This is a genomic window from Chryseobacterium bernardetii, assembly GCF_003815975.1.
In the GTDB taxonomy this organism is placed as follows: Bacteria; Bacteroidota; Bacteroidia; order Flavobacteriales; family Weeksellaceae; genus Chryseobacterium; species Chryseobacterium bernardetii.
The window spans coordinates 792,902-806,018 of record NZ_CP033932.1 but is presented as its reverse complement, the minus strand read 5'-3'; the positions used below and the strand labels follow the sequence as shown (position 1 = coordinate 806,018).

Below are 13,117 nucleotides of genomic sequence, written 5' to 3'. Positions count from 1 at the left end.
TATATTTGCAAAAATTAAATTTTAAAATAACCATAAATCCATATTCTTTTATGAATAAAAAATTATTGTTTAGCTTCCTTGCCTTCCTTGGAGTGGTGAGTGTTAAAGCACAAAGAAACGAATTGGGGGTTCGTCTAGGTATGAGTAACCTAGTGGGTGATGTAGGAAGTACAAATTATATTTTACAAAAGCCGTTGGATTTAAATAGAATGTCGGATTGGGGGATCCCGTTTTATGGTGGTATTTTATATAGATTTAATTTTAACCCGCACCAAACTGTTAGATTGGATTTAGGGTATAACCAGATTCAGTTTAGCGATAAAGCTGCGAAAGAAGAGTATAGAAGAAATAGAAATGCATACGGGAAAAATAACGTATATGAAGCAAGCTTAATGTTTGAATATAATTTTTTTCCGGTTAATAATGAACAGGTAAGTATGGTAAGTCCATATATTTTTGGAGGTGTAGGTGCCCTAATGTTTGAAGCACCTAAAGCTAATCTCGCTCACGATTTTAGAAGAGATCCGGATGGTGTGGCTATGGCTCCAATTAATGAAACAGACTTTAAAACAACTACCGAGTATTCATTAGGAAAAAAAGTTACCATGCATATCCCATTTGGTGTAGGTTTGAAGTATAAATTTAACCATACTTGGGCTATATTTGCAGAAGCAACATTTAGATATACTCTGACAGATCAGCTAGATCATAGTAAGATTCTTTCTGAGGACGTAAAAAGCTCCTTTAATGCCGATATCCTGGATCCGGCCACAGGAGGTTCTTTATTGCAGTCTGGAAACTATTATGCTGTTGCTAAAGAAAGAGAAGCAGAGTTTATTAAAAAGAGAAATATTGGAGATGACAGATCCAAAGACTGGCTAAATACATTCAGTTTAGGATTAACGTTTTCTTTCGGAAGACCTCCATGTTATTGTGATTAATTAATATGTCGTTGATTAAAGATAAAATAAATTCTGAGAATTTACCAAAACACGTAGCCATCATTATGGATGGTAATGGGAGATGGGCTAAATCTCGTGGCGAAGAAAGAACCTTCGGTCACAAAAATGCCATTAATGCTGTAAGAAATGCTATTAATGCATGTAATGAGATCAATATCCCCTATTTAACACTTTACACATTTTCTTCAGAAAACTGGAACCGTCCTACTGAAGAAGTAAACACCCTCATGAACTTACTTGTGGAAACTTTGCTGTTAGAAGCAGAGGAAATCTTCAGCAAAGGATTGAGAATGCATGTGATAGGGAATCTTGACAAGCTGCCAACTTTAGTAAGAGAGCAGCTACAGCGTGTGGTAGAACTTACAAAAGAAAACACAAAAGGAAACCTTGTACTGGCTATTAGCTATGGCTCACAAAGCGAAATACTGGAAGCCGTTAAAAATATCAGTTCAGATGTAAAAGAAGGAAAAGTAGATGCAGAGAATATAGATGAAAAACTATTCGAAAGCTATCTCTATACCAAAGATTTTCCTCCTGTAGATCTATTGATAAGAACCAGCGGTGAAATAAGAATAAGCAACTTCCTTCTTTGGCAGATCGCTTATGCTGAATTACAGTTTTTAAATGTTCTATGGCCGGATTTTACCAAAGATATTTTCTTCCAATGTATTGTGGATTATCAAAACAAAGAAAGAAGATACGGGTTAACCGGAGAGCAGATACAAGGCCAATAAATTTAAAGAAAAGAAAGACTCGATAAAATGAAGTTTAGACTATTACCCATCATTATGTTTGCTGCTTCTGCACATTTTTATGGACAAGTAACGCCACAAGACAGCACAAAAGTAAATAATGCTGTACATGCAGACAATGAGGTAGGTACTTATACGCTTAAAGACATTGTTGTAGATGGGGTAAAAAAATATACACCAGCTCAGATCCTTAGATTTACCGGCTTATCCAAAGGAGAAACCGTAGATATTCCGGGACAGAAAATCAGTAATGCTGTTAAAAAGCTTTGGGATACCCAATCTTTTTCTGAAGTGGAAGTATACGTTCAAAGTATTGAAGGACAGACTGTAGTTCTTAAATTCTATCTTCAGGATCTGAAGGAACTTGGAGAAGTGAAATTCAAGGGTAAAGGAATTGGAAAATCAAAAAGCGAAAAACTGGCTAAAGACAACAACCTGAAGCCTGGTACAAAGATTACCCAAAACCTCGTGTCAAGTCTTAAGACAAATATTCCGAAAGACTATATCAAAAAAGGTTTTGCTGATGCAAAAATTACCATTGAAGATAAAGTAAATGCCGGAGATCCTGCTTTGGTAGACTGGACAATTAATGTAGACAAGGGTAAGAAAGTTAAAATCGACCATATTGAGTTTGAAGGAAACCCAAGTGTAAGCGATAGAAAACTTAGAAAGAAAGCCTTTAAAGAAACAAAACAGAAACGTTTTGGTATTGGAGGAATTTTAAAATCTTCAAAATTCATTGAAGATAAATATCAGGAAGATAAGCAAAACCTGATTAACTATTATAACTCCCTGGGATATAGAGACGCTAAAATTGTGTCTGACTCTGTATGGAGAAATAAGAAAAACAACTACGAAATTAATGTAAAGCTTAACGAAGGTAAAAAGTATTATATTGGTGATATTACATTTACTGGTAATACGGTTTATGCTACGGAATATTTACAGAGATTATTAGGATATAAAAAAGGAGATATCTATGATGCAGTAGGATTCAACAAAAAAGTTGGTGAAGACGGCGGAAAAGAAGATGATTCAGATATCAAATCCGTTTATATGAATAACGGATACCTTTTCTCCAATGTTACACCGGTTGAAAAATCAGTAAATGGAGATGCCGTAAATCTGGAGATCAGAATTAACGAAGGAGAGCAGGCTACCTGGAATAAAGTAACATGGCAGGGAAATACAACAACCCATGACCACGTAATTCTTAGAGCATTAAGAACAAAACCGGGAGAACTGTTCAAAAAGACCGAAATCAAGAGAACCTATTTTGACCTGGCCGGGATGTCATTCTTCGATCCACAACAGATCGGACAGGATATTCAGCCTAATCAGGTAGACAATACTGTAGATATTAACTGGAAACTTGTAGAAAAAGGATCTTCTCAGGTTCAGCTACAGGCAGGTTACGGTGGTAACAGCTTTATCGGTACTTTAGGATTAACGTTCAATAACTTCTCATTGAAGAACTTCCTGAAGTTTAAAGACTTTAAACCAGTGCCACAGGGAGACGGGCAGACTTTCTCCATTCAGGTGCAGGCGGGTCAGTACTTCCAGAACTATGGAGTATCATTTGTAGAACCTTGGTTATTCGGTACAAGACCAACAGCCCTTTCTGTGAGTTTAAATAACTCTAGAGTTAAATACAGTGACGGGCTTGGAGGCTCTCAGAAATTGAATATATTCTCGGCATCTGTAGGTTTGAACAGACTATTGAACTGGCCGGATGATTATTTCTCACTATATACAGGATTACAGTTCCAGAAGTATGACTTCAATAACTATCCATTCCAGTTTGGAGAAACTACAGAATATAACGGATCAGCTAATAACTTCAGTATCAATTTAGGATTAAGCAGAAACTCTGCCGGGATAGACCCTATTTTCCCGACAATGGGTTCCAATATTGAACTTTCTGCCAAACTAACACCTCCATATTCATTGTTCAGTAATAAAAATTACGATACAATGACGCCTATTGATAAGTATAAGTGGATGGAATTCTATAAAATTAAGTTCAAGGCTGATGTCTATAACGAAATTGCCGGTAAACTTGTATTGAGGTCTTCCGCTGAAATGGGATTCATGGACGGATACAACAAAAGTCTTGGTGCACCACCATTTGAAAGATTCTATGTAGGAGGTACCGGATTATTTGGAGGTAGATATGACGGTAGAGAATTGATTCCTTTAAGAGGATATGATAACGCAAGTACGTACGGTGGAGAAGCTAACGATATTACTCAAAGAGGTGGGGGAACAATCTATAACAGATTTACTTTAGAATTAAGATACCCAATCTCAATGAACCAGACTGCCAAAATTTATGCACTTACATTTGCAGAAGGGGGTAACGTTTGGAATTCATGGGGTAATTATAACCCGTTCCAGTTGAAAAGATCAGTTGGGGTAGGAGTTAGAGTTTACATGGGTGCATTCGGTTTGATCGGGTTCGACTTTGCTTATGGATTTGATAAGACAATGTCAGGTACTCCGTCAGGATGGCAAAACCACTTCTTGATGAACCAATCATTATAATTATACATATGAAGAACTTTAAAATAACCATCACTTTTGTATTACTTTTAATCTTCGGGCTTGGAAATGCCCAGAAAATTGGAGTGGTAGATACTAATGAAATTTTAAATAAATTACCTCAGTATAAAGAAGCCGAAGCAAGATTAAACGCTCAGATCGATACCTGGCAGTCTGAACTTCAGAACATGCAGGCAGAATATGAAAGGAAAAAAGCGGCTTTTGAAAGTGAAAAAGTGTTATTGATAGGTGACCAGTTGAAACTAAGAGAAAAAGAAGTTGTAGACCTTGATAAAAATATCAAAACCACTACAAGTTTGCGTTTTGGAGCCAATGGTGAGATTACAAAATTGAGAACAAATCTCGTTTTGCCATTCCAGGACCAGATCTGGGGAGCCATCAAAACAATGTCCGAAAAAAATGGGTTGGGCATAGTTCTTGATAAAAGCAATAACATTAGTGTTATATTTCTTCAGGGAAAATATGATTATACAGAAAAAGTATTAGCTATTTTACTGAAGGGGGATAAAAAAGAGAAAACTACAAGTAAAAGTAAAAAATAAAATTATAAGTTAACTTTTACGTAAATTTGAAATCTAAAAACAAATTAAATTATTTATTTACCAATTATGAAAAAATTAAGTGTATTATTTGCAGCAGTAATGATGGTTGTTTCTGTAGGTATGGCAAAAGCTCAAAAAATGGCTACTTTAGATGTATTGGGAGTTCTTAATGCAATGCCTGAAAAGAAAAAAGCAGATGCTGACCTTAAAACATTCTACGATACTAAACAAGCTGAGATCAAGAAAAAATATGATGCTGGGCAAGCTAAACTAAAGCAATATAGCGAAGAAGCTCCTAAGAAAACTGCGGACGAAAACAAAGCTAGAGAAGCTGAATTACAAAAAATCCAGGAAGAAATAGCTCAAATGCAGGATAAAGCTCAAAAAGATCTTCAGGCTAAGCAGGAAGTAGCTTTCGGACCAATTGAGAAAAAACTGAACGATGCTGTGGATAAAGTTGCTAAAGCTAACGGGTATGAGTATGTAATGGATGCAAATTCACCAGCATTCCTTTATAAAGCAGGTGCTGATGCTACTGCAGCTGTAAAAAAAGAATTAGGAATTCAATAATTTCAGCAAATTAACAAAGATTTATAAGACAAACCGCCTTCAAAAGAGGCGGTTTGTTTATTTTTGCGGAATGGAAAAAGAAGTATCAACTATCGTAAAAGTTAGGTTTAGTGATTGTGATCCTATCGGTCATTTGAATAATGTAAAATATCTTGATTATATGTTCAATGCCAGAGAAGATCATGTAGAAACATTCTACGGATTTACCTATGAAGAATATACCAAGAAGACGGGCTGTACGTGGATTGCCATCCAGAATGAAATAGCTTATATGAAAGAAGTAAGGTATAATACCCAGGTAATTATCAGCAGTAAAACGATCGATGTACAGGATAGAACAGCAAAAGTTGAGATTCTTATGAAAAGTTTAGATGAGAAAACAGTTCATGCTGTACTTTGGGTAACTGTTATTTATTTTAATATGAAAACGAGGAAGTCAGAAGTACATCCGGAAGATATAAAAGAAACATTCAACAAATTTTATGTAGATCTTATCCAAAAAGATTTCCAGTCGAGAGTTAAGTTTTTAAGATCCCAGAATGCCAAAAAATCTTGATAGATATTCCTATTGAGAAACTTTTAATATATAGTATAAAAAATAACATATGAAAAAAATAGCAGTAATAGGGGGTAACGGTCAATTAGGAAACTGTATCAGAAAAATTGCTCCCAATTTTGAAAATCAGTACGAGTTTCTTTTTACAGATTCCACCAGCTTAGATGTTACCAATGAAGAACAGGTTAACGACTTTTTCTATGATAACAAACCGGATTACTGTATTAATGCATCCGCATATACTGCCGTAGACTTAGCAGAGAAAGAAAAAGAAAAAGCATTTGCTGTAAATGCCGATGGTGTTGCTCATCTTGCCCAGGCATGTACAGAGCATAAAACCATTCTTATTCATGTCTCTACAGATTATGTTTTCGATGGAGATACCAATCTTCCTTATTCAGAAGATGATTTTACAAATCCAATAGGAGTATATGGGGAGTCAAAGAGAAAAGGAGAAGAGCTGGCATTGGAACTCAACCCGAAAACCATTATCCTGAGAACTTCCTGGTTGTATTCAGAGTTTAATAAAAATTTTGTGAAGACCATGCTGAATCTGTTTTCACAGAAAACCGAGCTGGGAATTGTTGCAGATCAGTTCGGGCAACCCACTAATGCTAATGATCTTGCAGAAGCAATAATGGATATCATTGAAAACCCAAGTAAAACCTTTGGAATTTTTCACTTTTCAAACTATCCGGAAACCACTTGGTTTGATTTCGCGAAGAAAATTGCTGAATTTTCAAAATCCTCGATAAAACTGAATGCGCTAACAACCGAGCAATATCCAACTCCGGCTAAAAGACCTGTAAGAAGTACAATGTCTCTGGATAAAATAGAAGAGATTTATAAAATTGAGCCGAAACACTGGGAACACAGCCTGGAAGAATGTGTAGATATCCTTACGCAACAACAATAATATGAAAAATATAGCCATCATCTTTTCCATAGTATGCACTCAGCTTTGGAGTGCACAAAATGTTTATCTGAGCAAAGTGGAAAAAACCAATGATAATTCAGATAAGTTTCTCTATAAAAAAGTTGAAACAGAAACAGGTGCAATCTATCTGGGAGAAGCAGAAGTTCAGGGATTCTCAAAAGATGATGCCATGGTGTTTTCATTAGTTTATAAAAAAGCAAAGGAGATTGGAGCCAATACTTTTGCAATAAAGCCCTTTGAAAATATTGACGGTTCACCCCAGGCTTTCAATGCTTCTAATTATAAGATAGCATTATATTATACTCCCAGGGAGAAATTGAGGATTCAGGAAGGAGCAATGTATATTTTTGCTTCCGCAGAAAAAGATCAGAAGATTAATATTAATAAGAAGGATTATATTATACCTCCAAGGTCATTTTTTAAATTAAAAATTGTTCCTTGCGAAGTCTATACGATTTCTACTAAGAAGCTTCTAGGCTCAACAGTAAAAGTCCAGCCGAAGACAAATGATGAGAACCTGTACTTTCAGGTTTCATCTTTAAAGATTAAACCGGATACATCAGGAGTTGGAGGTTTAAACCTTAAATCGGGGGATGTTGTTGGGTTGGAAAAATCATATGCCGAATTTTTGAGTGCTATTTATACAGAAAAGGCACCCTAAAAATATACCCTAAAAACCTTAACTGGTCTTCTGCTTATATATGTAATCCCGTTGGATTAATTTTATTTAAAATTTTTCATCCATGGTATCAGTGTATTAGGGGTAAAAAGCGTAGTCAGTATGAATTTTATGTTAAATAAACTTGTTTTGCGTTGTAGGAAGTTGCTATCTTTGCCCCACTGAAAACGAGAGTATCAGTACAAGCGCAGAAGAGCTTTTAGCTAAGCATAAACATTATATTCTACTAAGATATCGGGCGAAAAAAACTTCAATTTTTATTGTTTAAAATTTGCGAGTTAAAAAAGAGTTTGTATCTTTGCATTCCGAAATAAATCGGAGCGCAGGAGTAGATGGATTGGGGGTTTGGGAAGAGTTAAGGTTACTTGAAAAACTTTAAAATTTTCTTTCAAAACATTTGGTCAATACAAAATAAAGTTTTACTTTTGCACTCGCAAATACGGAGTAACACTGACAGAAAGATTGCTTCGTTACAAAGCGGAAGATAAAAAGATCATTGACATACAATATAACAACCAAGTAAGGAAAAACTAAAGCGTTAAAAAACTTTGAGTGAGTCAGACAAACATACAATGGAGAGTTTGATCCTGGCTCAGGATGAACGCTAGCGGGAGGCCTAACACATGCAAGCCGAGCGGTAGAGTCTCTTCGGAGACTTGAGAGCGGCGCACGGGTGCGGAACACGTGTGCAACCTGCCTTTATCTGGGGGATAGCCTTTCGAAAGGGAGATTAATACCCCATAATATACTGGATGGCATCATCTGGTATTGAAAACTCCGGTGGATAGAGATGGGCACGCGCAAGATTAGATAGTTGGTGAGGTAACGGCTCACCAAGTCAGCGATCTTTAGGGGGCCTGAGAGGGTGATCCCCCACACTGGTACTGAGACACGGACCAGACTCCTACGGGAGGCAGCAGTGAGGAATATTGGACAATGGGTGAGAGCCTGATCCAGCCATCCCGCGTGAAGGACGACGGCCCTATGGGTTGTAAACTTCTTTTGTATAGGGATAAACCTAGATACGTGTATCTAGCTGAAGGTACTATACGAATAAGCACCGGCTAACTCCGTGCCAGCAGCCGCGGTAATACGGAGGGTGCAAGCGTTATCCGGATTTATTGGGTTTAAAGGGTCCGTAGGCTGATGTGTAAGTCAGTGGTGAAATCTCACAGCTTAACTGTGAAACTGCCATTGATACTGCATGTCTTGAGTGTTGTTGAAGTAGCTGGAATAAGTAGTGTAGCGGTGAAATGCATAGATATTACTTAGAACACCAATTGCGAAGGCAGGTTACTAAGCAACAACTGACGCTGATGGACGAAAGCGTGGGGAGCGAACAGGATTAGATACCCTGGTAGTCCACGCCGTAAACGATGCTAACTCGTTTTTGGGTTTTCGGATTCAGAGACTAAGCGAAAGTGATAAGTTAGCCACCTGGGGAGTACGAACGCAAGTTTGAAACTCAAAGGAATTGACGGGGGCCCGCACAAGCGGTGGATTATGTGGTTTAATTCGATGATACGCGAGGAACCTTACCAAGGCTTAAATGGGAAATGACAGGTTTAGAAATAGACTTTTCTTCGGACATTTTTCAAGGTGCTGCATGGTTGTCGTCAGCTCGTGCCGTGAGGTGTTAGGTTAAGTCCTGCAACGAGCGCAACCCCTGTCACTAGTTGCCATCATTAAGTTGGGGACTCTAGTGAGACTGCCTACGCAAGTAGAGAGGAAGGTGGGGATGACGTCAAATCATCACGGCCCTTACGCCTTGGGCCACACACGTAATACAATGGCCGGTACAGAGGGCAGCTACACAGTGATGTGATGCAAATCTCGAAAGCCGGTCTCAGTTCGGATTGGAGTCTGCAACTCGACTCTATGAAGCTGGAATCGCTAGTAATCGCGCATCAGCCATGGCGCGGTGAATACGTTCCCGGGCCTTGTACACACCGCCCGTCAAGCCATGGAAGTCTGGGGTACCTGAAGTCGGTGACCGTAACAGGAGCTGCCTAGGGTAAAACAGGTAACTAGGGCTAAGTCGTAACAAGGTAGCCGTACCGGAAGGTGCGGCTGGAACATCTCATTTTAGAGCGTCGTTAGACGATAAAAAAATTAGTATCGTAAGATACAAAGTACTTACTTCAAAGTAAAGCTTTAGTTTTTTGTTTGGTTGATATATAAAAATACAACACCCACTAGAAATTAGTAAAGGGAAGAGGCAGGAGAAAAGAACAAAGATGAAAGACAGAAGTTGAAAAGGTCTTTATTCTATATTCTTAGCTCTCAAGGTCTAACATAAAGACAGTCTCGTAGCTCAGCTGGTTAGAGCGCTACACTGATAATGTAGAGGTCGGCAGTTCGAGCCTGCCCGAGACTACTAATTATAAGGGATGTAAAAAGTACAAAGTAGCTTGTACAATGTAAGAGATTAAATCTGAAACATTATACATTTTACATTATACAAAGAACATCACTACTAGAGGGGGAATTAGCTCAGCTGGCTAGAGCGCCTGCCTTGCACGCAGGAGGTCAAGGGTTCGACTCCCTTATTCTCCACCATCATAGATGGTTTAGTTTTAAAAAAGCAAATAGAGCCAAAAACAATATTTGCGAATTAAATCAGAAATAGATTTAAGATCATTGACATTAACGGTAAAGACATCACAAAGAGAAAACCGAGCGCATAAAGCGCTTGAGTAACCAAAAATAGGAAAGAAATCGTTAAGGGCGTATGGCGGATGCCTAGGCTTTCAGAGGCGACGAAGGACGTGGTAAGCTGCGAAAAGCTGCGGGGATTGGCACACACGAATAGATCCGCAGATGTCCGAATGGGGCAACCCGGCATGTTGAAGACATGTCACCTCTTAGGAGGAGCAAACCCGGAGAACTGAAACATCTAAGTACCCGGAGGAAAAGAAATCGAAGAGATTCCGTAAGTAGTGGCGAGCGAAAGCGGATTAGCCCAAAAGCTTTTATATGTTTAATAGAATGTTCTGGAAAGAACAGCCATAGAGGGTGATAGCCCCGTATATGAAAGGCATATTTGAGTGATAAATGAGTAGGGCGGGACACGTGAAATCCTGTCTGAATATGGGGGGACCATCCTCCAAGGCTAAATACTCCTGAAAGACCGATAGTGAACAAGTACTGTGAAGGAAAGGTGAAAAGCACTTCGAATAGAAGGGTGAAATAGAACCTGAAACCGTACGCCTACAAGCGGTCGGAGCAGCGTAAAGCTGTGACGGCGTGCCTTTTGCATAATGAGCCTACGAGTTAATTTTACTAGCGAGGTTAAGGTATTAAGTACCGGAGCCGGAGCGAAAGCGAGTCTGAATAGGGCGCTGAGTTAGTAGGATTAGACGCGAAACCTTGTGATCTACCCATGGGCAGGTTGAAGCTCTGGTAACACAGAGTGGAGGACCGAACCGGTTGACGTTGAAAAGTCTTCGGATGACCTGTGGGTAGGGGTGAAAGGCCAATCAAACTGGGAGATAGCTCGTACTCTCCGAAATGCATTTAGGTGCAGCGTCGCAAAAAAGTTTATTAGAGGTAGAGCTACTGATTGGATGCGGGGGTTTCACCGCCTACCAATTCCTGACAAACTCCGAATGCTAATAAATGTTGTGCGGCAGTGAGGGCATGGGTGCTAAGGTCCATGTCCGAGAGGGAAAGAACCCAGACCAACAGCTAAGGTCCCCAAATATATGTTAAGTTGAAGCAACGCGGTTGGACTGCATTGACAGCTAGGATGTTGGCTTGGAAGCAGCCATTCATTTAAAGAGTGCGTAACAGCTCACTAGTCGAGCGGTCCGGCATGGATAATAATCGGGCATAAACATATTACCGAAGCTATGGATTTGTACATTGTACATCTGGTAGGAGAGCATTCTATTTGCGCCGAAGCAGTACTGTGAGGTATTGTGGAGCGGATAGAAAAGAAAATGTAGGCATAAGTAACGATAAAGCAGGCGAGAAACCTGCTCACCGAAAGACCAAGGCTTCCTCAGCCATGCTAATCAGCTGAGGGTTAGTCGGGACCTAACGCGAACCCGAAAGGGGTAGTGGATGGACACAGGGTTAATATTCCCTGACTTGCTCACAATAAAAGGGGACGGTTGGATGTATCTGCTGGAGACTGACGGAATAGTCAAGGCCTAGCCTTCGGGCGAAGCTGCTGTAGAGTAATCTGATCCAAGAAAAGCCGAAGTGAAGCAACCCGTACCAAAACCGACACAGGTGGTCGAGGAGAGAATCCTAAGGTGCTCGAGTGAGTCGTGGCTAAGGAACTAGGCAAAATAGTCTCGTAACTTCGGAAGAAGAGACGCCATCAGCAATGGTGGCCGCAGTGAAGAGGCCCAGGCGACTGTTTATCAAAAACACAGGACTCTGCTAAATCGAAAGATGCTGTATAGGGTCTGACACCTGCCCGGTGCTGGAAGGTTAAGGAAGGTGCTTAGGGTTAAACCGAAGGCATTAACTGAAGCCCCAGTAAACGGCGGCCGTAACTATAACGGTCCTAAGGTAGCGAAATTCCTTGTCGGGTAAGTTCCGACCTGCACGAATGGTGTAACGATCTGGGCACTGTCTCAGCCACGAGCTCGGTGAAATTGTAGTATCGGTGAAGATGCCGATTACCCGCAATGGGACGAAAAGACCCTGTGAACCTTTACTATAACTTCGTATTGACTTTGAGTAAGTAATGTGTAGGATAGGTGGGAGGCTTTGAAGCAGGCACGCTAGTGTTTGTGGAGCCGTCGTTGAAATACCACCCTTTACTTACTTGGAGCCTAACTTCTTTCAGAAGGACATTGCGTGGTGGGTAGTTTGACTGGGGTGGTCGCCTCCAAAAGAGTAACGGAGGCTTTCAAAGGTACCCTCAGCACGCTTGGTAACCGTGCGTAGAGTGTAATGGCATAAGGGTGCTTGACTGTGAGACCTACAAGTCGATCAGGTGCGAAAGCAGGACATAGTGATCCGGTGGTTCCGTATGGAAGGGCCATCGCTCATAGGATAAAAGGTACTCCGGGGATAACAGGCTAGTCTCCCCCAAGAGCTCACATCGACGGGGAGGTTCGGCACCTCGATGTCGGCTCGTCACATCCTGGGGCTGGAGAAGGTCCCAAGGGTTGGGCTGTTCGCCCATTAAAGTGGCACGCGAGCTGGGTTCAGAACGTCGTGAGACAGTTCGGTCTCTATCTATTGCGGGCGTTAGATGTTTGAGAGGGCTTGATTCTAGTACGAGAGGACCGAATTGAACAAACCTCTGGTGTATCAGTTGTACCGCCAGGTGCACCGCTGAGTAGCTACGTTTGGAAGAGATAAGCACTGAAAGCATATAAGTGCGAAACTCGCCTCAAGATGAGACATCTTTTAAGGGTCGTTGTAGATGACGACGTTGATAGGCTACAGGTGTAAAGACAGTAATGTCATAGCCGAGTAGTACTAATTACCCGTAGATTTATAGCCTATGGTTGCTAAATCTAAAATTATAATATAATAAATATGACAAGTACTTTATGCGCAGTAAAGGTTTTGTCTTTGTGAAAGTTTTTATCGC

Annotated in this window: 8 protein-coding genes, 2 tRNA genes and 2 rRNA genes; all 12 read left to right on the top strand. The window is 40.1% G+C overall.

Features of this window, described 5'->3' with window-relative positions:
* The first annotated feature begins 50 nt into the window (after positions 1 to 50).
* The 12 genes from porG to EG339_RS03775 all read left to right on the top strand — a co-directional run bounded on the left by porG (position 51) and on the right by EG339_RS03775 (position 13,026).
* Complete coding sequence (gene porG, locus EG339_RS03830; RefSeq protein ID WP_123868934.1) at positions 51 to 941, top strand: type IX secretion system protein PorG; 891 nt, start codon at positions 51 to 53, stop codon at positions 939 to 941.
* 5 nt (positions 942 to 946) lie between these two features.
* The gene (locus tag EG339_RS03825) at positions 947 to 1,696 is read left to right on the top strand and encodes an isoprenyl transferase (protein WP_123868933.1); all 750 of its coding nucleotides are present in this window, start codon (positions 947 to 949) and stop codon (positions 1,694 to 1,696) included.
* Between the two features lie 27 nt (positions 1,697 to 1,723).
* Positions 1,724 to 4,258, top strand: coding sequence for an outer membrane protein assembly factor BamA (gene bamA, locus EG339_RS03820; RefSeq protein WP_123868932.1), 2,535 nt, complete (start codon positions 1,724 to 1,726; stop codon positions 4,256 to 4,258).
* Positions 4,259 to 4,266: 8 nt separating this feature from the next.
* Positions 4,267 to 4,818 carry an OmpH/Skp family outer membrane protein gene (locus EG339_RS03815; protein WP_123868931.1) on the top strand — a complete coding sequence of 184 codons (552 nt, stop codon included), beginning with the start codon at positions 4,267 to 4,269 and terminating at the stop codon, positions 4,816 to 4,818.
* 66 nt (positions 4,819 to 4,884) lie between these two features.
* Complete coding sequence (locus tag EG339_RS03810; RefSeq protein WP_066693939.1) at positions 4,885 to 5,388, top strand: OmpH/Skp family outer membrane protein; 504 nt, start codon at positions 4,885 to 4,887, stop codon at positions 5,386 to 5,388.
* A 70-nt stretch (positions 5,389 to 5,458) separates the two neighbouring features.
* The gene (locus EG339_RS03805; RefSeq protein WP_123868930.1) at positions 5,459 to 5,944 is read left to right on the top strand and encodes an acyl-CoA thioesterase; all 486 of its coding nucleotides are present in this window, start codon (positions 5,459 to 5,461) and stop codon (positions 5,942 to 5,944) included.
* Between the two features lie 49 nt (positions 5,945 to 5,993).
* The gene (rfbD, locus tag EG339_RS03800) at positions 5,994 to 6,860 is read left to right on the top strand and encodes a dTDP-4-dehydrorhamnose reductase (RefSeq protein ID WP_123868929.1); all 867 of its coding nucleotides are present in this window, start codon (positions 5,994 to 5,996) and stop codon (positions 6,858 to 6,860) included.
* 1 nt (position 6,861) lies between these two features.
* Positions 6,862 to 7,542, top strand: a complete 681-nt coding sequence (locus tag EG339_RS03795; protein WP_123868928.1) for a hypothetical protein — start codon at positions 6,862 to 6,864, stop codon at positions 7,540 to 7,542.
* Positions 7,543 to 8,129: 587 nt separating this feature from the next.
* Positions 8,130 to 9,646: ribosomal RNA gene (locus EG339_RS03790) — 16S ribosomal RNA — on the top strand.
* 217 nt (positions 9,647 to 9,863) lie between these two features.
* Positions 9,864 to 9,937 (top strand) — tRNA-Ile (locus EG339_RS03785).
* A 105-nt stretch (positions 9,938 to 10,042) separates the two neighbouring features.
* Positions 10,043 to 10,119, top strand: a tRNA-Ala gene (locus EG339_RS03780).
* A gap of 152 nt (positions 10,120 to 10,271) precedes the next feature.
* Positions 10,272 to 13,026: ribosomal RNA gene (locus EG339_RS03775) — 23S ribosomal RNA — on the top strand.
* Together the 16S and 23S rRNA genes with 2 tRNA genes alongside form the textbook arrangement of a ribosomal RNA operon.
* Positions 13,027 to 13,117: the final 91 nt, after the last annotated feature.